The organism is Jeotgalicoccus saudimassiliensis (genome assembly GCF_000756715.1).
Taxonomy (GTDB): Bacteria; Bacillota; Bacilli; order Staphylococcales; family Salinicoccaceae; genus Jeotgalicoccus; species Jeotgalicoccus saudimassiliensis.
The window spans coordinates 2,166,341-2,191,063 of sequence record NZ_CCSE01000001.1 but is presented as its reverse complement, the minus strand read 5'-3'; the positions used below and the strand labels follow the sequence as shown (position 1 = coordinate 2,191,063).

Annotated in this window: 23 protein-coding genes, 2 tRNA genes and 2 rRNA genes; 7 read left to right on the top strand and 20 right to left on the bottom strand. The window is 43.1% G+C overall.

The window, feature by feature from the left end; genetic code table 11:
- Positions 1 to 88 precede the first annotated feature (88 nt).
- From RZ44_RS10945 to RZ44_RS10930, 4 genes are all read right to left on the bottom strand, one after another.
- Positions 89 to 2,977 (bottom strand): 23S ribosomal RNA (locus RZ44_RS10945).
- A 135-nt stretch (positions 2,978 to 3,112) separates the two neighbouring features.
- Positions 3,113 to 3,188: transfer RNA gene (locus RZ44_RS10940), tRNA-Ala, on the bottom strand.
- A gap of 15 nt (positions 3,189 to 3,203) precedes the next feature.
- Positions 3,204 to 3,280: transfer RNA gene (locus RZ44_RS10935), tRNA-Ile, on the bottom strand.
- Between the two features lie 114 nt (positions 3,281 to 3,394).
- Positions 3,395 to 4,944 (bottom strand): 16S ribosomal RNA (locus RZ44_RS10930).
- The 16S and 23S rRNA genes sit together here with 2 tRNA genes alongside, the layout of an rRNA operon.
- 647 nt (positions 4,945 to 5,591) lie before the next feature.
- Between RZ44_RS10930 and RZ44_RS10925 the strand changes: the two genes are divergently transcribed.
- A complete protein-coding gene (locus RZ44_RS10925; RefSeq protein ID WP_035811390.1) occupies positions 5,592 to 5,987 on the top strand; it encodes a DUF2614 family zinc ribbon-containing protein in 396 nt (131 codons plus the stop codon).
- A gap of 78 nt (positions 5,988 to 6,065) precedes the next feature.
- On the opposite strand, the gene perR is transcribed toward RZ44_RS10925, so the two are convergent.
- The 3 genes from perR to bcp all read right to left on the bottom strand — a co-directional run bounded on the left by perR (position 6,066) and on the right by bcp (position 7,998).
- On the bottom strand, positions 6,066 to 6,533 hold the full coding sequence (gene perR / locus RZ44_RS10920) for a peroxide-responsive transcriptional repressor PerR (protein ID WP_081962404.1): 468 nt from the start codon (positions 6,531 to 6,533) through the stop codon (positions 6,066 to 6,068).
- 80 nt (positions 6,534 to 6,613) lie between these two features.
- Positions 6,614 to 7,546 (bottom strand): NAD(P)-dependent oxidoreductase, encoded by a 933-nt coding sequence (locus RZ44_RS10915; RefSeq protein ID WP_035811387.1) that lies wholly within the window; start codon positions 7,544 to 7,546, stop codon positions 6,614 to 6,616.
- A gap of 5 nt (positions 7,547 to 7,551) precedes the next feature.
- The gene (bcp, locus tag RZ44_RS10910) at positions 7,552 to 7,998 is read right to left on the bottom strand and encodes a thioredoxin-dependent thiol peroxidase (RefSeq protein WP_035811384.1); all 447 of its coding nucleotides are present in this window, start codon (positions 7,996 to 7,998) and stop codon (positions 7,552 to 7,554) included.
- 151 nt (positions 7,999 to 8,149) lie between these two features.
- On the opposite strand from bcp, the gene RZ44_RS10905 reads away from it, so the two are divergent.
- Entirely contained in the window at positions 8,150 to 9,442 is a 1,293-nt protein-coding gene (locus RZ44_RS10905) for a glutamate-1-semialdehyde 2,1-aminomutase (RefSeq protein ID WP_035811381.1), read from the top strand.
- A gap of 11 nt (positions 9,443 to 9,453) precedes the next feature.
- Positions 9,454 to 10,563 carry an FUSC family protein gene (locus RZ44_RS10900; RefSeq protein ID WP_035811374.1) on the top strand — a complete coding sequence of 370 codons (1,110 nt, stop codon included), beginning with the start codon at positions 9,454 to 9,456 and terminating at the stop codon, positions 10,561 to 10,563.
- A gap of 32 nt (positions 10,564 to 10,595) precedes the next feature.
- On the opposite strand, the gene RZ44_RS10895 is transcribed toward RZ44_RS10900, so the two are convergent.
- The 4 genes from RZ44_RS10895 to mutY all read right to left on the bottom strand — a co-directional run bounded on the left by RZ44_RS10895 (position 10,596) and on the right by mutY (position 14,650).
- On the bottom strand, positions 10,596 to 11,204 hold the full coding sequence (locus tag RZ44_RS10895) for a DNA-3-methyladenine glycosylase (RefSeq protein ID WP_035811371.1): 609 nt from the start codon (positions 11,202 to 11,204) through the stop codon (positions 10,596 to 10,598).
- A 16-nt stretch (positions 11,205 to 11,220) separates the two neighbouring features.
- A complete protein-coding gene (locus RZ44_RS10890) occupies positions 11,221 to 12,957 on the bottom strand; it encodes an ABC transporter ATP-binding protein (protein WP_035811369.1) in 1,737 nt (578 codons plus the stop codon).
- A gap of 54 nt (positions 12,958 to 13,011) precedes the next feature.
- A complete protein-coding gene (ntdP, locus tag RZ44_RS10885) occupies positions 13,012 to 13,548 on the bottom strand; it encodes a nucleoside tri-diphosphate phosphatase (RefSeq protein ID WP_035811366.1) in 537 nt (178 codons plus the stop codon).
- 64 nt (positions 13,549 to 13,612) lie between these two features.
- Positions 13,613 to 14,650: an A/G-specific adenine glycosylase gene (gene mutY / locus RZ44_RS10880; protein ID WP_035811783.1), complete on the bottom strand. Its 1,038-nt coding sequence runs from the start codon at positions 14,648 to 14,650 to the stop codon at positions 13,613 to 13,615.
- Positions 14,651 to 14,714: 64 nt separating this feature from the next.
- Between mutY and RZ44_RS10875 the strand changes: the two genes are divergently transcribed.
- Positions 14,715 to 15,692, top strand: a complete 978-nt coding sequence (locus tag RZ44_RS10875) for a metal-dependent hydrolase (protein WP_035811364.1) — start codon at positions 14,715 to 14,717, stop codon at positions 15,690 to 15,692.
- A gap of 13 nt (positions 15,693 to 15,705) precedes the next feature.
- Here RZ44_RS10875 and RZ44_RS10870 read toward each other — a convergent pair whose 3' ends face one another.
- The 8 genes from RZ44_RS10870 to RZ44_RS10840 form a co-directional block, all read right to left on the bottom strand.
- Positions 15,706 to 16,467, bottom strand: a complete 762-nt coding sequence (locus RZ44_RS10870) for an ABC transporter permease (RefSeq protein WP_035811362.1) — start codon at positions 16,465 to 16,467, stop codon at positions 15,706 to 15,708.
- Positions 16,468 to 16,477: 10 nt separating this feature from the next.
- Complete coding sequence (locus RZ44_RS10865) at positions 16,478 to 17,965, bottom strand: hypothetical protein (RefSeq protein WP_035811360.1); 1,488 nt, start codon at positions 17,963 to 17,965, stop codon at positions 16,478 to 16,480.
- Positions 17,965 to 18,291, bottom strand: a complete 327-nt coding sequence (locus tag RZ44_RS10860) for a YfhH family protein (protein WP_035811358.1) — start codon at positions 18,289 to 18,291, stop codon at positions 17,965 to 17,967. Before RZ44_RS10860 ends, RZ44_RS10865 begins: the two co-directional genes overlap by 1 nt.
- The gene (locus RZ44_RS10855; protein ID WP_035811346.1) at positions 18,284 to 19,054 is read right to left on the bottom strand and encodes a RecX family transcriptional regulator; all 771 of its coding nucleotides are present in this window, start codon (positions 19,052 to 19,054) and stop codon (positions 18,284 to 18,286) included. Before RZ44_RS10855 ends, RZ44_RS10860 begins: the two co-directional genes overlap by 8 nt.
- A 5-nt stretch (positions 19,055 to 19,059) precedes the next feature.
- Positions 19,060 to 19,569, bottom strand: a complete 510-nt coding sequence (locus RZ44_RS10850) for an acyl-CoA thioesterase (protein WP_035811344.1) — start codon at positions 19,567 to 19,569, stop codon at positions 19,060 to 19,062.
- Between the two features lie 60 nt (positions 19,570 to 19,629).
- A complete protein-coding gene (locus RZ44_RS11380) occupies positions 19,630 to 19,785 on the bottom strand; it encodes a hypothetical protein (protein ID WP_171816133.1) in 156 nt (51 codons plus the stop codon).
- Positions 19,786 to 19,867: 82 nt separating this feature from the next.
- The gene (locus tag RZ44_RS10845; RefSeq protein ID WP_171816132.1) at positions 19,868 to 21,100 is read right to left on the bottom strand and encodes an aminopeptidase; all 1,233 of its coding nucleotides are present in this window, start codon (positions 21,098 to 21,100) and stop codon (positions 19,868 to 19,870) included.
- Positions 21,101 to 21,107: 7 nt separating this feature from the next.
- Positions 21,108 to 21,305 (bottom strand): DUF1128 family protein, encoded by a 198-nt coding sequence (locus RZ44_RS10840; RefSeq protein WP_035811338.1) that lies wholly within the window; start codon positions 21,303 to 21,305, stop codon positions 21,108 to 21,110.
- 185 nt (positions 21,306 to 21,490) lie between these two features.
- Between RZ44_RS10840 and RZ44_RS10835 the strand changes: the two genes are divergently transcribed.
- The 3 genes from RZ44_RS10835 to RZ44_RS10825 are packed head-to-tail and all read left to right on the top strand — an operon-like array spanning position 21,491 to position 23,458.
- Positions 21,491 to 21,808, top strand: a complete 318-nt coding sequence (locus RZ44_RS10835; protein WP_035811336.1) for a hypothetical protein — start codon at positions 21,491 to 21,493, stop codon at positions 21,806 to 21,808.
- A 53-nt stretch (positions 21,809 to 21,861) separates the two neighbouring features.
- The gene (locus RZ44_RS10830) at positions 21,862 to 22,887 is read left to right on the top strand and encodes a YihY/virulence factor BrkB family protein (protein ID WP_035811335.1); all 1,026 of its coding nucleotides are present in this window, start codon (positions 21,862 to 21,864) and stop codon (positions 22,885 to 22,887) included.
- Between the two features lies 1 nt (position 22,888).
- The gene (locus RZ44_RS10825) at positions 22,889 to 23,458 is read left to right on the top strand and encodes a beta-class carbonic anhydrase (protein WP_035811333.1); all 570 of its coding nucleotides are present in this window, start codon (positions 22,889 to 22,891) and stop codon (positions 23,456 to 23,458) included.
- A gap of 499 nt (positions 23,459 to 23,957) precedes the next feature.
- On the opposite strand, the gene map is transcribed toward RZ44_RS10825, so the two are convergent.
- The gene (map, locus tag RZ44_RS10820) at positions 23,958 to 24,713 is read right to left on the bottom strand and encodes a type I methionyl aminopeptidase (RefSeq protein ID WP_035811331.1); all 756 of its coding nucleotides are present in this window, start codon (positions 24,711 to 24,713) and stop codon (positions 23,958 to 23,960) included.
- Positions 24,714 to 24,723 lie beyond the last annotated feature (10 nt).

Below are 24,723 nucleotides of genomic sequence, written 5' to 3'. Positions count from 1 at the left end.
GACTATTTGGTTGAATGTCATATACATTCAAAACCGGATAGAAGTATCGAAAAGAGTGAACGCACTCTTTAAATTGTTCATTATTTACTTGAATAAGTCATCGATGGATTAGTATTTGTCCGCTGAATGTGTTACCACACTTACACGCCAAACCTATCAACCTCATAGTCTCTGAGGCATCTATTGGGGAAATCTCATCTTGAGGGGGGCTTCATGCTTAGATGCTTTCAGCATTTATCCCGTCCATACGTAGCTACCCAGCTATGCCGTTGGCACGACAACTGGTACACCAGTGGTATGTCCATCCCGGTCCTCTCGTACTAAGGACAGCGCCTCTCAAATTTCCTACGCCCACGACGGATAGGGACCGAACTGTCTCACGACGTTCTGAACCCAGCTCGCGTACCGCTTTAATGGGCGAACAGCCCAACCCTTGGGACCGACTACAGCCCCAGGATGCGATGAGCCGACATCGAGGTGCCAAACCTCCCCGTCGATGTGAACTCTTGGGGGAGATAAGCCTGTTATCCCCGGGGTAGCTTTTATCCGTTGAGCGATGGCCCTTCCATGCGGAACCACCGGATCACTAAGTCCGTCTTTCGACCCTGCTCGACTTGTAGGTCTCGCAGTCAAGCACCCTTATGCCTTTACACTCTGTGAATGATTTCCAACCATTCTGAGGGTACCTTTGAGCGCCTCCGTTACTCTTTAGGAGGCGACCGCCCCAGTCAAACTGTCCATCTGACACTGTCTCCCAGCCGGATCACGGCTGCGGGTTAGAATCTCAACCACACCAGGGTGGTATCCCACCAGTGCCTCCACATAGACTGACGTCCATGCTTCATTGGCTCCCACCTATCCTGTACAGGTGGAGTCAAGATTCAATATCAAATTACAGTAAAGCTCCACGGGGTCTTTCCGTCCTGTCGCGGGTAACCTGCATCTTCACAGGTACTATGATTTCACCGAGCCTCTCGTTGAGACAGTGCCCAAATCGTTACGCCTTTCGTGCGGGTCAGAACTTACCTGACAAGGAATTTCGCTACCTTAGGACCGTTATAGTTACGGCCGCCGTTTACTGGGGCTTCAATTCGTACCTTCGCTTGCGCTAAGCACTCCTCTTAACCTTCCAGCACCGGGCAGGCGTCAGCCCCTATACTTCACCTTTCGGTTTGGCAGAGACCTGTGTTTTTGGTAAACAGTCGCTTGGGCCTATTCACTGCGGCTTATATTTCTATAAGCACCCCTTCTCCCGAAGTTACGGGGTCATTTTGCCGAGTTCCTTAACGAGAGTTCGCTCGCTCACCTTAGAATTCTCTTCCCAACTACCTGTGTCGGTTTACGGTACGGGCAGTAGGATTACTTGCTAGAAGCTTTTCTTGGCAGTGTGAGTCCGTATGCTTCGCCTACTATTTTCGGCTCCCCATCACCACTCAGCTTTAATGCATGCCGGATTTGCCTAACATGCAGCCTTATGGCTTGGACGCGCTCTTCCTTCCGCGCGCTCATCTTTTCCTTCTGCGTCACTCCATCACTCAAATGCAATCTTACTGGTACAGGAATTTCTACCTGTTGTCCATCGCCTACGCTTTTCGCCTCGGCTTAGGTCCCGACTTACCCAGAGCGGACGAGCCTACCTCTGGAAACCTTAGTCGTTCGGTGGACGGGATTCTCACCCGTCTTTCGCTACTCACACCGGCATTCTCACTTCTAAGCGCTCCACATGTCCTTACGATCATGCTTCGCCGCACTTAGAACGCTCTCCTACCATTAAAATAAATTTTAATCCACAGTTTCGGTAATATGTTTAGCCCCGGTACATTTTCGGCGCAGCGTCACTCGACTAGTGAGCTATTACGCACTCTTTAAATGATGGCTGCTTCTAAGCCAACATCCTAGTTGTCTGTGCAACGCCACATCCTTTTCCACTTAACATATATTTGGGGACCTTAACTGGTGGTCTGGGCTGTTTCCCTCTCGACAATGGACCTTATCACCCACTGTCTGACTCCCATACATCACATCTGTGGCATTCGGAGTTTGTCTGAACTCGGTAACCCGGGATGGGCCCCTCATCCAAACAGTGCTCTACCTCCACGATGCTAATATGAGGCTATACCTAAATATATTTCGGAGAGAACGAGCTATCTCCAGGTTCGATTGGAATTTCACCCCTACCCACAACTCATCCGGTCACTTTTCAACGTAAGTCGGTTCGGCCCTCCATTCAGTGTTACCTGAACTTCAGCCTGGTCATGGGTAGATCACCTGGTTTCGCGTCTACAAACATATACTCAGTCGCCCTATTCAGACTCGCTTTCGCTGCGGCTCCACATTCGCTGCTTAACCTTGCATATATTCGTAACTCGCCGGTTCATTCTACAAAAGGCACGCCATCACCCATTAACGGGCTCTGACTACTTGTAAGCGCATGGTTTCAGGTTCTATTTCACTCCCCTCCCGGGGTGCTTTTCACCTTTCCCTCACGGTACTGGTTCACTATCGGTCAGCAAGGAGTATTTAGCCTTGGGAGATGGTCCTCCCGGATTCCGACGGAATTCCTCGTGTTCCGTCGTACTCAGGATACATTCTAAATTTATCAACTTTTTAACTACGGGACTCTTACCCCCTGCGGTTGGCCTTCCCAGACCATTCGTCTAAGTCTTTAAATCCGTTGTGAATGTCCTACAACCCCAGCCGAAGCTGGTTTGGGCTCTTCCCCGTTCGCTCGCCGCTACTTAGGGAATCGATGTTTCTTTCTCTTCCTCTGGATACTAAGATGTTTCAGTTCTCCAGGTGTCCTCCAACGACACTATGTATTCATGTCGTGGTAATACCTCGCGGTATTGGGTTTCCCCATTCGGAAATCTCCGGTTCAAAGCTTACTTACAGCTCCCCGAAGCATATCGGTGTTTGTTCCGTCCTTCATCGGCTCTTGCTACCTAGGCATCCGCCATGCGCCCTTCACTACTTAATCGTAATGAAATTTGTGTGAGTGTATCTTATAGATACGTTTGCGTTCTCGTTTTCAATTCTTTTTCTCGATTTGAAATCTTTTTACTCTTTTCTTTACTTCTATACGGTTTTCAATGTACATAACTGAATAATAAAATGGTGGAGACTAGCGGGATCGAACCGCTGACCTCCTGCGTGCAAGGCAGGCGCTCTCCCAGCTGAGCTAAGCCCCCATATTTTCTATTTAATGGTGGGCCTAAGTGGACTCGAACCACCGACCTCACGCTTATCAGGCGTGCGCTCTAACCAGCTGAGCTATAGGCCCATTAAATAATATATGAGTTATTTTATTATTAACAAGTGAATATCTCTATAAAGAAACATTCAAAACTGAATACAATATGTCAAACGCTTACTCCGATTCCGTTATTATCCTTAGAAAGGAGGTGATCCAGCCGCACCTTCCGATACGGCTACCTTGTTACGACTTCACCCCAGTCATCAATCCCACCTTCGACGGCTGCCTCCAAAAGGTTGGCCCACCGGCTTCAGGTGTTATCGACTTCCGTGGTGTGACGGGCGGTGTGTACAAGACCCGGGAACGTATTCACCGTAGCATGCTGATCTACGATTACTAGCGATTCCAGCTTCATGGAGTCGAGTTGCAGACTCCAATCCGAACTGAGAACAGTTTTATGGGATTCGCTTGGCCTCGCGGCGTTGCTGCCCTTTGTAACCTGTCCATTGTAGCACGTGTGTAGCCCAAATCATAAGGGGCATGATGATTTGACGTCGTCCCCACCTTCCTCCGGTTTGTCACCGGCAGTCAGTCTAGAGTGCCCAACTTAATGATGGCAACTAAACTTAAGGGTTGCGCTCGTTGCGGGACTTAACCCAACATCTCACGACACGAGCTGACGACAACCATGCACCACCTGTCACTCTGCCCCGAAGGGAAGCTGTATCTCTACAGTTGTCAGAGGATGTCAAGATTTGGTAAGGTTCTTCGCGTTGCTTCGAATTAAACCACATGCTCCACCGCTTGTGCGGGTCCCCGTCAATTCCTTTGAGTTTCAGCCTTGCGGCCGTACTCCCCAGGCGGAGTGCTTAATGCGTTAGCTGCAGCACTGAGGGGCGGAAACCCCCCAACACTTAGCACTCATCGTTTACGGCGTGGACTACCAGGGTATCTAATCCTGTTTGATCCCCACGCTTTCGCACCTCAGCGTCAGTTACAGACCAGAGAGCCGCCTTCGCCACTGGTGTTCCTCCATATCTCTGCGCATTTCACCGCTACACATGGAATTCCACTCTCCTCTTCTGTACTCAAGTAAAACAGTTTCCAATGACCCTCCCCGGTTGAGCCGGGGGCTTTCACATCAGACTTATTTTACCGCCTACGCGCGCTTTACGCCCAATAATTCCGGATAACGCTTGCCACCTACGTATTACCGCGGCTGCTGGCACGTAGTTAGCCGTGGCTTTCTGGTTAAGTACCGTCATCTCAAGGCCAGTTACTACCTCAAGTATTCTTCCTTAACAACAGAGTTTTACGAGCCGAAACCCTTCATCACTCACGCGGCGTTGCTCCGTCAGACTTTCGTCCATTGCGGAAGATTCCCTACTGCTGCCTCCCGTAGGAGTCTGGGCCGTGTCTCAGTCCCAGTGTGGCCGATCACCCTCTCAGGTCGGCTATGCATCGTCGCCTTGGTGAGCTTCTATCTCACCAACTAGCTAATGCACCGCAGGCCCATCCATGAGCGGCAGATAAATCCGCCTTTTAACACAATCACTTTTGTGACTATGTCGTATCCGGTATTAGCTACCGTTTCCGGTAGTTATCCCAATCTCAAGGGTAGGTTGCCTACGTGTTACTCACCCGTCCGCCGCTCGATCATGAGGAGCAAGCTCCTCAATCTCGCGCTCGACTTGCATGTATTAGGCACGCCGCCAGCGTTCATCCTGAGCCAGGATCAAACTCTCCATGATTGGAAAGCTTAATAATAAGCTCTGTGTGATACTGCTGACAGTATCTCGTTTGCGTTTGTGTTGTTCGCCTCAACCTGTGCTCCTATATAATAGAAGACTTTGTATTCGGAATTAAACGTTGACATATTGTCATTCAGTTTTCAATGTTCTTTATGTAAAGCTTTGTTTCGTTTGTGTTAAGCTCTTGTTGACTGCTTAATTATCTTAACATGTCTGATTTACAGATGCAACAACTATTTTAAAGTTTTGTTAAGTTTGTGTTACGCCGTTGTTTTGACGACATTTACTATCTTAACACATCCAAGTTTTGAATGCAACAACTATTTTAAAAGTTTTTATTGTTTTGTTAAGTAATGTTGTGTCGTTGTTAAGCGACATTTATTATCTTAACACTTCTCTGTTTCAGTTGCAACAACTATTTTAAAATCTTTTCAGGATGTTCTCTTAGTTGTTGACGTCGTGTTTTGACGACTTTTATATCTTATCAAGTATCCGCTTCTTCGTCAACACTTTTTCTAAACTTTTTTAACATGTTATTTAGAAATGTTACAACTTCGTAACGTCGTGTTAAATATGTAAATCGAATACTTGATATATACTATCATATAAGGATAAGAAAGTATAGAATAATTTTAGAGGTGACATATATGAGAAAACCCGGTAATAAAATACTCCGTATTCGCGGCTGGGCACTTGCAATGATCTTCATCGGTATGGCAGTCATGTACCTTGGTGTGTTCTTCAGAGAAATCCCATGGGTAATGCTGATTTTCCTAATATTAGGAATCATACCTATTCTGCTGAGTTTCGTTATTTACTTCTGGGTCGGCATGATCAGCGCACGTACAGTTACTGTTCAATGTCCGAACTGCGAGCGTCATACGAAGATACTCGGCAGAGTCGATTACTGCCAGCATTGTAAAGAACCCCTGACACTCGATCAGGAACTTGAAGGTGAAGAATTCACTGTTGATTACAATGTAAAACACCGCAGGGAGAAAAAAATTGCAGAATTACGCGAACAGCGTAACAGTAAAGACTAAAACAAAAATCCACGGTGCAATTACGCACCGTGGATTTTTTGAACTTCTTTTGTATCCTTTATATAGAAGGAACTGGATTTAGCTGTTGGAATTACTTTCTGTATTTCCACTGCAGTCGGGACATACGCCGTAAATCTCAAGACGATGATGACTTACGTCGTAATCTGTTACTAGACCAGCAAGGTGCTCCACTTCTTCTAATGCCGGATATTGGAAATCCGTAATCTTTCCGCATTCGCTGCAGATGATATGATAATGAGGTACTGAGTTAAAATCGAATCGGCTTGATGAATCACCGTAAGTCAGCTCTTTAACAAGCCCCGTTTGTTTAAATAATTTTAAGTTATTATATACTGTAGCGACACTCATGTTCGGAAAATCGCCGGACAGTGCTTGAAATATATCATCGGCAGTCGGATGCACTTCACTTTCAACGAGATAGCTGAGGACTGCTTTTCTTTGAGGTGTGATTCTCACGCCCGTATTTTTTAGCGCCTCAAGAGACTCTGCGAAATGGTCATGATGATTATTATCTATCATCTTCATATGACTGATCCTTCCTTCTGTTTATATATACCTAATATATACATTGTACTTTGAATACAAAATCATTGTCAAACTATATATTAATAACCTTTGTTATAGTCGATAACATTTTGCATATCCGATTCATTATTCATTCGAGCAAGATTATATATGAATATATCGAACGCTCTCACATTATACATTCTTGTCTTCGCTGAACAATGCGGCGTAATTGTCAGATTATCATAGTTATACAGCGGGCTGTCTTCAGGCAGCGGTTCTTCATTAAATACATCTGATAACACCTGGGCAATATATTTTTCTTCGAGTACCTCCAGCAGCACTTCATCAGTCATCACGGTCCCACGACCGATATTCAGAAAGACCGCTTCGTCTTTCATCAGTTTAAATGTTTCAGTCTCCAGGAAATTTGTTGTACCCGGCGTGCTCGGTAAAATATTTACCATTATATCCGCACTTTGAACCTGCTCGTTCAGCTTTCCAATTTCATAAGTCTGATCAAAACCTTCTATAGAACGGCCGTTTGTATTATAACCGACAGTTTTCACACCGAAAACCTGCAGAGCTTTTGCAAGATGGCTGCCGATGCTCCCTGTTCCGAGAATGTGTGCCTCTTTTCCATAGAGTTCTTCCGATCGTGAATATTTGATCCATTCATTATTTTTCTGGGCTTCATGCAGTTTTGTAAAGTTTTTATAATACTGCATCAGTATGCCGACTGCATATTCGGTCATAGGTATTTTATGTATACCTGTAGAGTTCGTTACGAGAGCCTTATCAAAGATATCTTTTGGAATCTCATCAATGCCGGCACTCATTACATGCACCCATTTGAGATTTTCAAACTGAGCCGCCTCACCGTCTGTTAAATCCCCGCCGTACGTTACAAAAATATCAGTTTCTGCTTTAATTTCATCTGTCATGTTTTCTTTTTCTACATATAAGTAGTTATACTGTTCATCCAGTTGTTCCACCATGTAGTCTTTTAACTTAACTGTTGAAGTGATTTTCATAGTAGTTACCCCTCTTTAAGAAAGTCCTGAAGTTCATCAGCATGTGCAGCAGCTTTAACTTTGTCAAAGCGTTTAAGAATGTTTGAGTTTTCGTCAACGACAAATGTCGTACGTGTGATACCGTTAAATTCTTTGCCGAATGCTTTCTTCGGACCGTATACTCCAAGAGCTTCCGACAGCTTAAAGTCTTCATCCACTAAAAGATCGAAGTTTAAACCGTGTTTTTCGATAAAGTTCTGATGTTTCTTTTTGCTGTCACCGCTTACGCCGTATACTGTAACACCAAGATCGTTAAGCGTCGCCATACTGTCTCTCATGTCACAAGCCTGTGTAGTACAGCCGGGTGTATTGTCTTTCGGGTAAAAGTAAATTACCGTGCGTCCTGTTAATGAATTATTAGATACGATTTCACCATTCTGATTTTCTAGTTCGAACTGTGGAAATTTTTCCATTTATGAGTCATCCTTTTCATCATTAATTAGTCTGTATATCTATAATACCCTTTATCGGCATGAGTGCAAACCATTCTAGTTTCTTAAATAATTGTCTGATGTATGGTATTATATTGAATGAATAAAACTGACGAAAAGTAAGGATGAAATTATGTATACTCATACGAATTCAAAGAAATTGCAAATCGATGCTGAGGAAGTTATTCTCGGCGGCGTCAATTCACCATCAAGATCGTACAAAGCAGTAGGCGGTGGAGCACCGGTAGTTATGGAAAGAGCAGAAGGTCCATACTTCTACGATGTCGACGGCAACAAATATATCGACTATCTCGCGGCATACGGTCCGATTATTACAGGACATGCCCACCCGAGAATCCATGAAGCCATTACAGAACAGTCAAGTAAAGGCATACTGTACGGTACTTCAACACAGCTCGAAATAGATTTTGCAAGAAAACTTCAAAAGGCTGTTCCTTCACTGGAGCGTGTCCGTTTCGTCAACTCGGGAACTGAAGCAGTGATGACGACGATTCGTGTCGCACGTGCATACACGGGCCGCAATAAAGTAATTAAATTCGAAGGCTGCTATCACGGTCATTCGGACCTTGTACTTGTTGCAGCGGGCAGCGGCCCTTCACAGCTCGGCACTCCGGACTCTGCTGGAGTGCCAGAAAGTGTTGCACAGGATGTAATTACCGTTCCTTTCAACAACCTGGAAGATTTTAAAGAAGCTATTAACCATTTCGGTGATGAAATTGCTGCAGTACTTGTTGAACCAATCGTCGGGAACTTCGGTATCGTTGAAGCTGAAGACGGATTTTTACAGGCGGTAAACGATATTGCACACGATAATGGATCACTTGTCATTTACGACGAAGTCATTACAGCATTCCGTTTCGGCTACGGTTCGGCGACTGACATCGTGGGTGTCACTCCGGATTTAACTGCGATGGGTAAAATCATCGGCGGTGGAACACCAATTGGCGCATACGGCGGGCGTCTGGATATTATGGAAAGTGTCGCACCACTCGGTGCCGCTTATCAGGCCGGAACCATGGCAGGAAATCCGCTGTCGATGGCTGCAGGTATTGCATGTCTTGAAGTTCTTGAAAAACCGGGTGTATACGAAGAGCTCGACAGACTGGGTGCAAAACTGGAAGACGGTCTTAACGCTCTGATTGAAAAATATAATGTTACAGCTAAGATTAACCGTCTCGTCGGTGCACTGACAATTTACTTTACCGATGAAACTGTGACCAACTACACTCAGGCTGAAGCAAGTGACGGCGAAGTCTTCGCTAAGTTCTTCAGAGGACTGATCAGCCGCGGTATCAATATCGCACCTTCAAAATATGAAGCCTGGTTCTTAACGACAGAACATACAGAAAAAGATATTGATGATACACTTGCAATAGTTGAAGATGTGTTCAAAAATGACCTTTAGGAGTTGGTGCCATGCGTTTTGGTGCTAGAGTATTAAAAACGGGTATAGCCGTTGTATTAACTTTCTTAATTACAAATCAAATTGGCCTGACACCCGCCCTGATTGCGGGAATCGCTGCGGTCAACGCACTGCAGCCCAATGTCTACCGTTCTCTTGAAACAACATGGAACCAATTCAGAGGTAACACAATCGGTGCGATATCAGCCATAGTCATGGTACTTCTGTTCGGCAGCAACATCCTTATTATCGGGTTGACTGTCATACTGGTACTGGCAATGCTTCTGTTCTTTAAACTGCAGAGCGTGTCGACACTTGCGGTTATTACCGTCGTTGCCATAATGGATGTGCCTTTCGGCGCCGATCTTGAAACGTCTGATTTCCTTATTGTTGCCGGCACACGTTTCTCGCTTGTGATGATTGGTGTTCTTGTATCACTTCTCGTCAATCTGGTCTTTATCCCGCCGCGTTATGAAACGAAGATGTATCATAACTGTTTTAATATCGCAAATGACATTTTTAAATGGATGCGTCTCGAACTGAATGCGGTAACGGAATCACAAAATGTTAAAAAAGATCTCGAACAGCTGCAAAAACGTGTAACGAAACTTGAAACGATGTATTCCTGGTATAAAGAAGAGCGCAACCTGTTCAAAAAACAGCGCTTCGGCGACCACAGACGTAAAGTACTGTTTAAACACATGATTGCTTCGACGAGACAGGCGTACAATCTGCTTAAGCGGATTAACCGGTACGAAAATGATTACAAACATCTGCCTGACGATTTAAAGTATCATATCCGTATAGAAATGGATGAAATGATGGCTTATCACGAACAGGTGTTTATGAAGTTCACGGAAAAGATTAAACCGGAAACTTCGGAACTATACGTCGAAGGTTCCCATTACTTTGAAGAGAGTCTTATGACTCATTTCCTGAAAGAGTATTCCCGCCTTACTGAAGAAGATGATAAACTCCAATATGAAAACATACTGGAAATCATTACATCAATGCATGAATACTCACGCGCGATTGACCGGGTAGACAGACTGACAAACAGTTTCTTCAGCTACCATATTGATAAAAATAAAATCGATATACAGGATGAGACTTTGGATATATAAAAAAACTGCGGAGAATATTCTCCGCAGTTTTTTTATTGCCATCCATTATTAATGCCTGGTTTGCCTTTAAAACGACTGACGTTCGGATTGCCTTTAACGATAAAACGGTACAGATAATCCACCGCTTCTTCTTTATTATCAATGCCGATTCGTTTCGTTTCTTCAATAGCTGCGGGGTTTCTGCCCGGCAGTACATGAAGAGTGTCACCGTTAATTTTTGCCCCGTTATGTTCGGCACGTGTAATACCAAGTGCTTTCGTCAGCTTACCGGGACCCGAAGTTAAATCGGTTTCTTTCCCTCTCCGTTCTTTCATAATATCGATACCCTGATGCGGTTCAATACCCCGGATCAGAATTCCTTCCGGCCGGTCGGTCGTCGTAACAAAATTCATGCAGTTGTGGCCGTGCATTGTATACACATAAATATGACCATACGGTTCAAACATCATAGCATTCTTTTTTGTTACTTTGCCGTTGAATGTATGTGCTGCTCTGTCGCTCAAACCTAGATACGCCTCAACTTCAGTTATAAAGCCGCTCGTTTTCTCACCATTTATTTCTGTGACTACTTCGACGCCGAGCAGCTGCTTTGCTGCTTCCAGCGTATTGTCACTTAAAAAATCTATATTCAAATAGTTCATTTAACATATCAGTCCTTTACAGTCCCTGAATATCATACAGGTTCTTGTATGCACCTTTTTTAGACATCAGTTCACTATGAGTACCTGTTTCTGTAATTTCCCCGTTTTCAATGACGACAATTTTATCTGCATGAGTCACTGTTGATAACCTGTGGGCAACGACCAGTGTCGTTCTGTCCGATGACAGCTTGTCCAGTGTATCCTGAATAATACTTTCACTTTCAAGATCCAGTGCACTTGTCGCCTCGTCCAGAATAAGAATCGGCGGGTTTTTAAGGAAAACACGTGCAATTGCAATGCGCTGCTTCTGTCCCCCGGATAATTTCACTCCGCGCTCTCCTACTGTTGTATCATACCCTTCTTCCAGATTCATAATGAATTCGTGAGCATTGGCACGCTGTGCGGCAAGAATCACTTCTTCTTCCGTTGCCTCCGGTTTTGCAAGCAGTATATTTTCTCTGATTGAATCCGAGAATAATATATTGTCCTGCATGACGATTCCAAGATTATCTCTCAGTGAACGGACGGATACGTCTCTAATATCCTGACCGTCTATTTTAATACTGCCGGCCGTCACATCGTAAAATCTCGGAATCAGTGAGACAAGTGACGACTTTCCGCCCCCGCTCATGCCGACAAATGCAACTGTCTGTCCGATTTCTATATCGAGATTAATATTCTTCAGGACATCGTTGTCATTTTCATCGTATTTAAAACCGACATTACTGATTTCAATTTGTCCTTTAACATCTTTGATAGGCTGTGCGCCTTCTTTATCTTTTACATCGTACGGTACATCGAACAATCCGAACACACGGTCCATCGATGCAATACTCTGAGTGAGTGAAGTCGATGATGAAACGAGTCTGCGGAGCGGACCGTATAATCTTTCAAGGTACGCAACGAATGCAGCAAGCACCCCTACTGTCAGGTCTCCGTTCAATACGAGGTAAGTACCGTATCCGATAACAATCAGGGGACCGATATCCGTAATCGTATTGACGACCATAAAACTGTATGCAGTCCAGCGCGAATGCTCCAGCGCTTTTGTCAGGAAGTTATTGTTTGTATTATCGAATCTTTCTTCTTCATGATTTTCTATCGCAAAGCTTTTTACGACGTTAATCCCCTGCACTCTTTCATGCAGGAACCCCTGTACTTCGGCAAGTGCCTGCGAACGGTTTCTCGTCTTCTCTCTTAAACGTCCGAAGAAGAACCAGACACCGAAAATATAAAACGGGAATATTAAAATAGATGCAAAGGCAAGCTGCACGTTTAAGCTGAAGATAATAATCAGTGCGATAATTATCGTCACAAGATCCAGCCAGACGTTCATCAGACCGGTCATAATAAAGTCCTTCGTCTGCTCGACATCATTAATCACGCGGGAAATAACTTCGCCGACTTTGTTATTTGAGTAAAACTTTGCACTCAGCATCTGCAGGTGCCCGTATAGTTTTTTTCTTATGTCGTACAGAATCTTGTTGCTGGTACGCTGGGCTAAATATTGTCTGAAGAATTCAACCGGGGGTCTTAAAACTATAAATACTACCGCGAATACAATCAGTATCTCAATAAGCATCGAAATACGTTCGTCGTATGCAAGACCGTCAGCAAGAATAATGCTGTCGATGGCATAAGCGACGAGTAAAGGAATAAGGAGCGGAATACCAAACTTCAGTACACCGATTAAAATGGTTAAACCGATTATACCGTAGTACGGCTTAACAAATTGCATATAACGTCTGATCATTTATGAGCGTTCCTCCAATAAATTAGTAAAACCAATCAACGCTCGGCCGATTGGTTAATGTTCACTATTAAAACGATGGTGCCATACCTTTATAAAATCCGGAGCAAATGGTCCTTTTTTGTGTTCTATCCACTGCTGCAGTTCATCGACCTGATGTTTTAATATCTCGTCGATGCTGTCGGGATAGTTCATTTTACTGCGGTGCACTTTGTATTCATCTTCATCGAGAAGATGATATTTGCCGTCCGGATACACTTTAATATCCAGATCATAGTCGATATACTTAATCGCTTCGTCATCACAGGCATATGGTGAAGATAAGTTGCAGTAATAATAAACTCCGTCATCTCTAAACATACAGATGACATTAAACCAGAAATCTTTATGGAAATAAACGATAGCGGGCTCTCTTGTTACCCATTTTCGTCCGTCGCTCTCTGTTACAAGCGTGCGGTTATTTCCACCAATCACGACGTGATCCGTCCCTTTAAGAATCGTCGTTTCACTCCATACGCGGTGGATTTTCCCATCATGTTTATAGCTCTGAATCCTCATTTTACTTCCCTCTTTTGGGATGGATTCCATCACCATATTACTGCCACCACCTTTATTATTTACGTAAACAGTATAGCACAGCGCCATGTGTTTTAAAAATTTACAGTTCGGATTCCGAAGCAGTATTAATTAAATTCATCATTTTCTGCATTGCTACACTCATCGGAAGATTTTTAACGTCCTGCAGCGGGATAAAATTCTCATTGTCGTTGACTGTATATACAATATAGCCTTCCATGTACCATATTTTATGAGTAAAGACATGTTTATGATCACCGACCGGTGATCCCGGCTGACTGAGCTGAATATTATATTCATCTTCGATTGACTCGAGCGATGTATCGACATCATATCTCGGCAGTTCATACATTCCTTTTAACAGATCGTCCTCCTGTTTAGTCAGGAGAATTTCGCCTTTGTCATTCAGTATAAAGTACACGTTGTAATAGTATTCCTGCTTCGCTTTTTGTTTCTTTTTCAGCGGATACTGCATCACTTCATTCGCTTTCAGCGCCTCACAATGTTCTTTAACCGGACAGATGACACATTTAGGTGTACGCGGCGTACATATCGTTGCCCCGAGTTCCATCAGCGCCTGGTTAAAATCCCCCGCTTCAAGAGGCATGTCTTCTTCGATGTAACGTTTCACATCTTTTTGGACAGATGCTTTTGTCATATCGCGTCCGTCCCGATTCAGTCTCGACATGACACGGAGTACGTTACCGTCCACTGCAGCAAGCTGATTGTTAAATGCAATACTCTGTACTGCCCCGCCGATATACGGTCCGACACCTTTCAGACTGAAAAATTCGTCCGGACGATCCGGCACCTGTGAATCATATTTTTCCTGAACCTCTTTAACTGCGTGCTGAAAATTACGGATTCTGTTGTAATACCCAAGACCTTCCCAGTCCTTTAAAAGCGACTGTTCATCGGCATCCGCAAGTGCATCGAGATTACTATATTTTGTTATAAATTTCTCATAATAGGGTATAACAGTAATGACCTGAGTTTGCTGAAGCATGACCTCGCTCAGCCATATTTTAAAAGGATCCGACGTCTCACGCCAGGGCAGATTCCGTTTGTTTGCCTGGTACCAATTCAGTAATGTATTATTAAATTCCGGTCTTTTGAACATTGTACAACTCACCTTTTTAAAAATAATTATAATAATATATGCCGTATTGAAACGGAGTGAAATCATGGATACATTAACACATACATTAATGGGCGGCACGATAGTCGGTCTCGCCCATATCGATCCTGCTGTCGATCCGGTCTCTGCCGGATTCATTACGACCGTTGTCGGTGCTTCTTTAATTCCCGACCTCGATACTGTTTTAAAAATGAAAAATAATGCAGTATACATTAAAAACCACAGAGGTATTACACATTCCCTGCCGTTTACATTAATTATCTGGCCGCTGCTCCTCGCTGTGTTAAGCAGCGTGTTTTTCGGGCTGCCCTTTATCAATATGTATTTGTGGTCGCTGTTTGCTGTTTCCCTCCATGTATTCTCGGATATATTCAACGCATACGGCACCCAGGTACTCCGGCCGTTTAATCATACCTGGCTGCAGCTTGGCTTTATAAATACGATTGATATTCCAATTATCGTCATGCACATCGCGTACTTCATTTTATGGTTCATCGGGTTTAACCCCGTCACGCTGTTCATTATATTATATTCCGCGATGGCACTTTACTATGTCGCACGATTTGCCTACCAGAAATTTTTAGTGAATAAAATTAAGGAACGTCTGCCTGATGATAATATCACACGCGTATTCTGCCTGCCGACTCTCCGCTTCAATGAATGGCGTGTCGTCGTCGTTGCAGAAAAAGCATATTATGTCGGCCGGACATTTAAAGGACAGGTTGTATTTTACGACCGCTTTGAGAAAATCGGTCCGCTTGAAGGTGAACTGTTCGAGGCAGTTAAAGATGATAAAAACTTTATGTCCTTTACATTCTTCTCTTCGATTTACAGATATGAAATTAAGGAACTGCCGGAAGATACTGTAGAAGTCAGATATATCGATCTCAGGTATTTAAAAGACGGACATTATCCATTCGTCTGTATTATGCATCTCGACAAGGATGATTATGAAGTTCAGTCCAGCTACACCGGCTGGGTATACTCTGAGTCTAAACTGCAGCGAAAAGTTGCCAATAATTAGAGAGACAGCATGCCTAAGATTCAGGCATGCTGTTTTTTTCATTGTATAATTGAATTTTCATTTTGTTGTACGACTCAAACATCCATAAATATAATATTGCAACCTGGGTTACATACAGTACATCAAACGGCAGACGGTTCACAGTCCATGCCTGATGAATCGAATTATTCTGCAGACCGTTAATTACATAATAAAATGGATTTAGACTGAATATATTTTCAATCACTGTCGGCAGCTCTTCCGGCAAGTAAAATACCGGAACAATAAGCAGGACAATGACGAACAGCACCGGGTTGATTTTATTAGTGTTGACGTGCATTGAAACACCTAAAAACAACATTGTAAACGGGATGACCAGTATCACACCAAGTATTATATAATACAGCAGCGAGTATATATTCATCATCCAGTTATCTACAAAGAGCGCTGTAAATGCGCTGTACATCGTAATAAAAATCATAAACATGATTGTCTGGTAAATCATCGTAGGCAGTATTCGTAAATACAGCGGTATATAATTTACTTTTAAAATAGAATCTTTCACGTACGCTTCGTTCTTATTCAGAATTACCATGCTGAATATCCACACCGTGGCCATAAATCCGACCGTTCCGTAGAGTACCCGGACCATCGTACTATCTTCCATCGTCATAAAGCCGATAAACAACAGCACGAGACCGGTAATGTAGATGAGCACCGGCGATAAGTTAAACAGTGTAAACCTGTCCGCCTGTCTGAATACACGTCTCAGCAAATATTTAAATCTGTAGTTCATATGCGCCCGCCTACCTTATCAAGTAATTCCAGTTGTTCTCGACACTGTCGTAAATCATAAAGCCATCGCCGACTCTGAAAACAGTCACTTCACCTGTAAGACTTAAATCTTCCGCGATACTGTTATTTTCCGCCCCTTCAAACTCCATGGAAAAAACTGTTTCCCCGCTGAAATGGTAAGTAATCGGAATGCCCGCGACACTGCCGTGGTTTTCATCTAGTACATCGAATGTAATATTCTGTTCCAGGAATTCCCGGCTGCCGTTTAAATAGTTCGAATAGAACATGTAGTTGTTCTGAATGACCGGACTCGTATACTCAAGCAGTGTCATAAAGGCTTCTTCTGTATACAGACTCGCAGGGTTGAAATAAATTACATCGTCGCGGCTGACTGTTGTTTCCTCACCGTTATGACTGACAGTGTATGTTGTTTCATCGGATGCAGTCACTTCAAGCAGCGTATATTGCGGCAGCAGTGTTCCGCCAACTTCGAGACCGTCTCTGTCGACGAATGCATATGACAGACGATCCGACGTCACCGTTTTTTCTAAGTTCTGCTGTTCCTCTGTAAATGTAGGGGATTCTCCAATAAAAGATATGTTCATAAATATAACAAGTGCCGACAGTACCATAATAAATGCGAGCACAAGTGTAACGATGATTTTTCTAATATTGATATTGTCCAGTATCGAAGCCTGCTGTTTGCCGAGACGTTTAAAGTTTTCACTGTACATCTCATCTTCGTAAACCCGGCGTTTCCACTCGAGATCAAACAGCGCTTCCTGTTCAACATTCTTAATCATGCTCTTCTCGCGTAAGTATTTGTTGTAATTTTCGACGCCCTGCTCCACACTGCCTTCAAAGCGGGTTTGACCGTAACTGACCCACGTGAAATAGTTTGCCATTTTTTCTATCGGTTCAAGTGATGTTTCAAGAAGCAGCACACCTCTGCCCTGATTTTCATGCATGTTCACAACGCTGCGGAATTTCATTAAATCGTCGAGGTGTTCATGGAAGTTCGTATAAATAATCACTTCCACATCGATCAGCGCCGAAATCTCCAGCAGAATGTGAGCCAGCTGCTTGCGGCTTAAATCCTTAATTTTTTTATTCAGATTGTTGCGGATAACCGCTTTATTGTGCAGATGCTCAATGGTATCTGCAAACTGTTTTCCGCTTTTGTATTCTTCAAGCAGTTCTTCAATAAAGAAGTTAAGGGTGAACGGATTGTTAATATGATCCATAACATCGAGACTCAGAATACCGCCGTTTGCCTTCACTTTACCCGTAACCGGATTCAGTGTGCCGGACAGAACTTCCTTAATATAAAACAAAGTGTCGGCATCGCTCAGAAGCCCGAGTACTTCACCTTCATATAAATGGATATTAATATTTTTAAGATGTACGGTTCCTGCGTCGCCGAGCATGCGTTTTTTAAAATCTTTTGCTTCTTTGCTATAAGATAAATCCAGCCCTTTTAACAAAATTTTGTTTTTCATTATCTGACCTGTTTAGGAAGCTGCAGCATACTGACAGGAATAGCCGACTCTTTTTCATCACCATTCACAAAAAAGCCCCAGACAAATATCCCTTTCATATACTCCACTTTAAAGTAGTGATCCTCATTGCTGATCACTTTATAAATTTTGCCGTTCTCAATTTGAGACAGATCAATCAGATAGCATTCTGCAATAATAACCTGGCGCTCCAGTACGCGGTATTCGTTTTCGACACCCATCATTTCCGCACGTCTCATCGCTTCGCGTTTAGTTTGTATATAATGGTTTAACTCTTTGCGAGTCATTTTACTTAATGATTCATCCATCGTTCATTCCGCCTAACTTTTCACTGATTTTATCATAAGCGTACCCTTTGCTCAGCATCGCCGCAATCATTTTCTGTTTGAGCTTAAATCCGCTTTCTTTTTTCTGATATCTATTATAATATTTTTCAAAGTCTTTCTCAAAATAAGAATCTTCATCAAAGTCATCATCAAAGTCTATCAGTTCAAAGTGATGGCTTCTGTAACCCCGCTGTGTCAGCTTTTCACGCAGCTTTTGTTTAAACTGGGAATATGAACCTCTGTGGGTGCGCAGAAATTTATCCTTTAACTTATTCATGCGTTCACTGTCTATCAGTTCATCAAAAGCCTCAGTTTCCTCATATATGGTGTTTTCGGGAATACTGTGTTTCTTCAGTTCACGCTGAAGGTGCCCCGGCCCTTTGTCCGTCGTATTCAAAAGTGTATTTCTTAATGAGCGGGCGTAATTTTCGTCGTTCAAATAGCCTTCATCCTGAAGACGCAGCAGTGTCCGGCTGACTACCTCATCTTCATAGTCCCCATTGAGATAGTCTCCCATTTCCCTAATCGAACGTATTTTATAACTGATATATTTAATCGCGGCAACGTATGCCTGGTCGTATTGTATATTCCGGACGATTTCATTGAACTCATCTTCATCCAGTTCTTTGCCGGGAATCAATACATAACGCACGAGTGATTCCTCGTGCACTTTAATGGACTGCCCGTCATCGAATAATACGTCGTACATTTCCCGCTTCAGTTTTACAATGCGTTTGATTTTCATTTATCTCACTCCAATAAATCAGATGCGAAAAAGTTGCTCAGTGATTTGCTGCGTTCTTTTCTTTCAAGTCTGCGTTCAGCACGCTCTTTACCTGTGTCGTTCAGCCACTGAAGGCGTTCTGTATCCGGTTCTATTTTCGGTACTTCAACAGTGTTGTTGTTTTCATCCAGTGCGACAAACGTCAGAAATGAAAACGCTGCGAGTTCCTTGCCGGATTCTCTCGTTAAATCTTCCTTTGAAATTTTAACCATTACTTCCATCGAACTACGGCCCGTATGAGTAACCATCGCTTCAAGAATAACTATTTCCCCTACATGTATCGGACGCAGAAAATCCATCGAGTCGATAGAAGCTGTAACGACCGCTTCCCGGCAGTGACGGCGTGCACTGATGGCTGCGATATCATCTACATACTGAAGCAGTCTCCCCCCAAAAAGTGTACCGTGAGAATTGGAATCGGGCGGCAGAACGTTTGCTGTTTTTACCGCATAAGATTCAGACATTAGTTTTTTCATTGATAAACTCCCCTTTATGAATAAAAATAGAGGAGATTTGCATCCCCTCTAGTAAGTTTCCTATATTTTGCGCTCAAGCGCTTCTTCCGGTGTGTCAACCACAAGTGCATCTTTACTGTGGAACGCTTGTGCCAGGAAGTAATAAAGCACCGCTGCAAAAGCAAGAATTGCAAATACAAATGATAATACGACTAAAAGCATTAGCCAGCTGCCCATAAAAATCCTCCTCAACAGAATTTTCCAATATAACATTAGTTAAATTGTATCATATTTTCAAATGAATTGTATGCTTATTTTATTAAAATGCCCAGTTACCTTCAAGGAATACAGGTGTTTCGTTTCCTTCTTTATCCACACCGTAAATATTCATCTTTTCCGAGCCGATCATAAAGTCCACGTGAGTAATCGAATCGTTTAAGCCTGCCGCATCCAGTTCATCGCGGGACATTGCCTTGCCGCCCTGCAGCGAGAATGCATATGCACTGCCGAGTGCGAGGTGACATGACGCATTTTCATCGAACAATGTATTGTAGAATAAAATACCTTTGTTGGAAATCGGTGAATCAAACGGTACAAGTGCGACTTCCCCAAGACGCTTCGCCCCGGCATCAGTATCGATAATGTTCTTCAATATATCATAGCCTCTGTCCGCTGAGTATTCGACAACTTCCCCATCTTTAAACGTCAGTTTAAAGTCATCGATAATGTTGCCGCCGTGGCTTAACGGCAGCGTGTTCGTCACGTATCCGTTGACGCGGTTCTTATCGGGCGCCGTGAATACTTCTTCCGTCGGCATATTCGCCATAAATGAATCGCCGTTTGAATCCGTACTCGATGCTCCTGCCCACAGATGATTGCCAGGCAGCCCGACTGTTAAATCCGTACCCGGTGCTTCATAGCGTAAAGCGGTAAACTGCTTATCGTTTAAGTAATCCACTTTTTCGTGAAGCAGTTTATCATGTTCATGCCATGCTTCAACCGGATTTTCAACGTCCGCACGCACGGTATAGAGAATCAGCTCAAGCAGTGCATTTACCGCTTCGTCATCCGACAGTTCCGGATACACAAGACGGGCCCACTCCACCGACGGATATCCCGCCACACACCACGAATGAAAATCGCTCTGTGTACGGCTTGAGAATTCTTTAAATGCTTTCCCTGCTGCAACCTGCATTGCCTGCAGTTTGCTCGGTGAAACATCTTTTAACAGTTCGGGAGAGCTTGAAATAATACTGAGGAATCCTGCTTTCTGATCGCTGTAGTACATGCGCTCATCCACCTGGAAGTCATGTACAACCGACAGTTCATCCTCATCGCGGTATGTTGCATTCAGTCTTGAAACCGTATCGTCCCCTAATGATACTTTCACTTCTTTTGAACCGCGCTCATAAGCAATTTTCGTTACAAGTCTGACAAGTGGCAGTGCATCCGTTGTCGCACGGATGTATAATCTTTTACCGTCAGTAATATTAATGCCGACGTCAACGAGGAGTTCTGCGTATTTATATAATTTTTCTTCAATATCCATCATATAATCACTACTTTCTCATTTTTGATAATTCTTCGATAATCGCTGACTGTTCGCCTGCTGAAATCTGGCGGCGTGACTCAAGCATTACCTTGATATCATTCAGTTCGCTGATTTTTTCATCGCTGTAATCTTCAGCTTTAAATACACCTTTATTTACAACGTTTAACTGTTTAATTATATCGTTTAAAATCTGCTCTTTATCCATGGTGATCCCCTTTCTTTTCCTTATAATCCATCTTAACAAATTATAATAAAAATATATATCATCTTGGTAAAGTCGGGAAAAACACTTTTCTGTTGTCATTACGCTTAATTTCTTAAGATAAAAAGTTTATACTTGATGCAGATAGGTTATATTTAATAGAAAGCTAATTCAAAGGAGAATCAGTTATGAAAAACAAATTAGTACCAGCTATAGTAATTGGAGCCGCTGTCGGCGGATTAATTGCATTAATCGATAAAGGCACGCGCGACTCTGTAGTTTCAAATACTAAGAGCATTAAACATTACGCATCGAACCCTGATGACCTTAAACAGCGTTTCAACGAACCGTCGGGAGAACCTTCAAAAGTAGAAATGATTAAAGACGAAGTTCTGTTCTGGAAAGACACTATTGAAGAAATCCGACGCAACAACCCGGAACTTGAGCGTGCAATTATGGACGCAAAAGATACGTTCCAGGCTAAGCGCGAGAAAAAATTAAATTAAAATTAAACAGGACTATACAAGTATAGTCCTGTTATTTTAGGTGAGGTGAAATTATGACTAAAAATGAATCATCATCGAAACTCTTAAATCAGATTAAAGACGAAAAAGAGAAGAAGAAAAAAGGCGATGTGTTCGTCGACAAGATTAATTTCAAATCAAAAAATGCTAAAAAATCGGGCGAACATATTTATGTTTCCAAAATTAACAAACCTGCAAAATTAAAGGAAGAGGCAGGATTTCTAAAACGTCTTTTATTCCGTTTTTCTCACGATAATACGACGGGAATGGCAGCACAGCTTGCATACTACTTCCTGCTTGCGATATTCCCGCTTCTGATTTTCCTGTTATCCATCGTTCCGCTCTTCAAAATCGAACCCGGGATGATTACAGGATTCATTCAGGATTACGCACCGTCCCAAATTTCGGGGCTTCTTGAAGGCATTATTAATGATGTGCTGAACAACTCCGGCGGCGGCATTCTGTCTATCGGTTTAATTCTGACATTGTGGTCAGCATCCAACGGTATGACAGCTCTCATGAACGCATTTAACGTAGCGTACGACGTGGAAGACAGCCGTAATTTTGTTGTGGCAAAACTACTTTCTGTATTCTTTACAGTAATCTTATCACTGTCCGTTATCCTGACATTTGTACTGATTGTGTTCGGTGAACAGATCGGTAACTTAATGTTTGGCATTATCGGCCTCGATGATCAGTTCTCGGTTCTCTGGAACCTGGTCAGAAGTATTTTACCGGTACTGCTCGTGTTCGTAGTGTTCTTCATTATGTACATGACAGCACCGAACATTAAGCTGAAAATTAAATCGGTAATTCCGGGTACAATCTTTACGACGATAGCGTTCCTCGCTGCATCATGGGGCTTCAGCTTTTACGTATCGAACTTCAGCAACTACTCGGCCACTTACGGTTCAATTGCCGGTGTGATTATTTTAATTTTCTGGTTGTACATTACTGGTGTTATAATAATACTGGGTGCGCAGATTAACTCTATTCTTCACAAGCGCACTGTTCTTGAAGAAGATAAAACACTAAGTAATGAAGAGGAAGTGTCAGTTTAAAATGACTTTATTGGAAGATTTTCTCGCAGCAAATGAAGCTTTCGTGAAAAACGAAGAATTTAAAGCTTTTACCACCGATAAAACACCAAACAAGAAAGCAGTTTTCCTGACTTGTATGGATACGAGACTATCAGAATTGTCTATTAAGGCATTGGGTTTAAAAAACGGCGACATTAAGCAGATTAAAAATGCCGGTGCTGTTGTTTCACATCCATACGGCAGTACGATGCGCAGTCTGCTCGTTGCTGTATACGCACTCGGTGTGGACGAAATCTACATTATGGGACACCATGACTGCGGATTCGGCGCATTGAAGCCCGACCCGGTTATAGAAGAAATGAAAAAACGCGGAATCACTGACGAGACATTCACTACACTCAAATACTCAGGCATCGAAGTCTCTGACTGGCTGAAAGGTTTCGACAGCGTCGAAGAAAGTGTCAGGGAAACAGTCGGTACCGTTAAGAACCATCCGTTGATGGCTAAATCAGTACCCGTCCACGGCATGATCATCGATCCAGAAACAGGAAAAGTTGATCTTGTTATAAACGGTTATGACAAAGCGGAATAGAATATTTAATATGGTGAGCCGGATTCTCTTTAGGGGTCCGGCTTTTTTGGGGCTTGGGGCTGGTGCGGTATTGCTGGACGACGTCGCGGAATATTCGAAGACGTGTTGGGCTCACTCTGAATTGTTCTGCGTTACTATGAACGGCCCTCATTGTTACTTAAACGGTCTTTCGTTACTATGAACAGCTCTCATTGTTACTTAAACGGTCTTTCGTTACTATGAACGGCCCTCATTGTTACTTAAACGGTCTTTCGTTACTATGAACAGCTCTCATTGTTACTTAAACTCTTTTTCGTTACTATGAACAGCTCTCATTGTTACTTAAACTCTCTTTCGTTACTATGAACAGCTCTCATTGTTACTTAAACTCTCTTTCGTTACTATGAACAGCTCTCATTGTTACTTAGAACCAGCCAACCAGCCCCGTTACCCTGACTTTCCCAAACAAAAAGTCCCCGAATCATCCTCTGTCAGGATGTTCCGGGGACTGCTTAATTTATTAGTCTTCTACTTTTGTTAACAGTTTCGGGCCTTCGCTCGTTACCATGATTGTGTGTTCTTTTTGTGCAACGTAGCTGCCGTCTTTTGTTTCAAATGCCCAGTCGTCTTTACCGTCCGTGACGATTGTTGCTTTTGATGATACGAACGGCTCTACTGCAATAACCATACCTTCTTTAAGGATTGTTCTGTCTGTCGGATCGTAGTAGTTCATAATGTGCTGCGGCTGATCGTGCAGACTTTTCCCTACGCCGTGTCCTGTTAAGTTTTTAATGACTGTCAGTCCATTCTGGCGTGCTGTGTTAAATACTGCGCGGCCAATCTGGCTTACTTTCGCACCGGGTTTAATTTTTTTCAATGCTTCTTCGAATGCCATTTCAGTTACATCGATGACTTTCTGTTTTAACGGGTCGTCATTTTCTCCTGCGATAAAAGAAATTCCCGTATCAGAATAAAAGCCGTCTTTGACTGCTGATACATCGACGTTAACAATATCCCCGTCTTTAATAACACGTTTGCCGGGAATCCCGTGTGCCACTTCTTCGTTAATGCTGATGCAGGTGTAACCCGGAAAATCGTATTCGCTGATCGGTGCACTTTTTGCGCCGTATTCTTCAAGCAGACCGCCTGCAAATTCATCAAGCTCTTTAGTCGTCATGCCGACTTTAGCATGTTCAACTGTCGCTTTTAATACACGGCCGCAAATCTGACCGATTTCTTCTAGTTTTTGTAATTCTTCCTGTGTTTTAACTATCATTTTTTATACC

What these genes read in the sequence shown, in the direction of transcription:
- RZ44_RS10925 (WP_035811390.1), top strand. Translation starts at nt 5,592, where the DNA reads ATGAGAAAACCCGGTAATAAAATACTCCGTATTCGCGGCTGGGCACTT.
- perR (WP_081962404.1), bottom strand. Translation starts at nt 6,533, where the DNA reads ATGAAGATGATAGATAATAATCATCATGACCATTTCGCAGAGTCTCTT.
- RZ44_RS10915 (WP_035811387.1), bottom strand. Translation starts at nt 7,546, where the DNA reads ATGAAAATCACTTCAACAGTTAAGTTAAAAGACTACATGGTGGAACAA.
- bcp (WP_035811384.1), bottom strand. Translation starts at nt 7,998, where the DNA reads ATGGAAAAATTTCCACAGTTCGAACTAGAAAATCAGAATGGTGAAATC.
- RZ44_RS10905 (WP_035811381.1), top strand. Translation starts at nt 8,150, where the DNA reads ATGTATACTCATACGAATTCAAAGAAATTGCAAATCGATGCTGAGGAA.
- RZ44_RS10900 (WP_035811374.1), top strand. Translation starts at nt 9,454, where the DNA reads ATGCGTTTTGGTGCTAGAGTATTAAAAACGGGTATAGCCGTTGTATTA.
- RZ44_RS10895 (WP_035811371.1), bottom strand. Translation starts at nt 11,204, where the DNA reads ATGAACTATTTGAATATAGATTTTTTAAGTGACAATACGCTGGAAGCA.
- RZ44_RS10890 (WP_035811369.1), bottom strand. Translation starts at nt 12,957, where the DNA reads ATGATCAGACGTTATATGCAATTTGTTAAGCCGTACTACGGTATAATC.
- ntdP (WP_035811366.1), bottom strand. Translation starts at nt 13,548, where the DNA reads ATGGTGATGGAATCCATCCCAAAAGAGGGAAGTAAAATGAGGATTCAG.
- mutY (WP_035811783.1), bottom strand. Translation starts at nt 14,650, where the DNA reads ATGTTCAAAAGACCGGAATTTAATAATACATTACTGAATTGGTACCAG.
- RZ44_RS10875 (WP_035811364.1), top strand. Translation starts at nt 14,715, where the DNA reads ATGGATACATTAACACATACATTAATGGGCGGCACGATAGTCGGTCTC.
- RZ44_RS10870 (WP_035811362.1), bottom strand. Translation starts at nt 16,467, where the DNA reads ATGAACTACAGATTTAAATATTTGCTGAGACGTGTATTCAGACAGGCG.
- RZ44_RS10865 (WP_035811360.1), bottom strand. Translation starts at nt 17,965, where the DNA reads ATGAAAAACAAAATTTTGTTAAAAGGGCTGGATTTATCTTATAGCAAA.
- RZ44_RS10860 (WP_035811358.1), bottom strand. Translation starts at nt 18,291, where the DNA reads ATGGATGAATCATTAAGTAAAATGACTCGCAAAGAGTTAAACCATTAT.
- RZ44_RS10855 (WP_035811346.1), bottom strand. Translation starts at nt 19,054, where the DNA reads ATGAAAATCAAACGCATTGTAAAACTGAAGCGGGAAATGTACGACGTA.
- RZ44_RS10850 (WP_035811344.1), bottom strand. Translation starts at nt 19,569, where the DNA reads ATGAAAAAACTAATGTCTGAATCTTATGCGGTAAAAACAGCAAACGTT.
- RZ44_RS11380 (WP_171816133.1), bottom strand. Translation starts at nt 19,785, where the DNA reads ATGGGCAGCTGGCTAATGCTTTTAGTCGTATTATCATTTGTATTTGCA.
- RZ44_RS10845 (WP_171816132.1), bottom strand. Translation starts at nt 21,100, where the DNA reads ATGATGGATATTGAAGAAAAATTATATAAATACGCAGAACTCCTCGTT.
- RZ44_RS10840 (WP_035811338.1), bottom strand. Translation starts at nt 21,305, where the DNA reads ATGGATAAAGAGCAGATTTTAAACGATATAATTAAACAGTTAAACGTT.
- RZ44_RS10835 (WP_035811336.1), top strand. Translation starts at nt 21,491, where the DNA reads ATGAAAAACAAATTAGTACCAGCTATAGTAATTGGAGCCGCTGTCGGC.
- RZ44_RS10830 (WP_035811335.1), top strand. Translation starts at nt 21,862, where the DNA reads ATGACTAAAAATGAATCATCATCGAAACTCTTAAATCAGATTAAAGAC.
- RZ44_RS10825 (WP_035811333.1), top strand. Translation starts at nt 22,889, where the DNA reads ATGACTTTATTGGAAGATTTTCTCGCAGCAAATGAAGCTTTCGTGAAA.
- map (WP_035811331.1), bottom strand. Translation starts at nt 24,713, where the DNA reads ATGATAGTTAAAACACAGGAAGAATTACAAAAACTAGAAGAAATCGGT.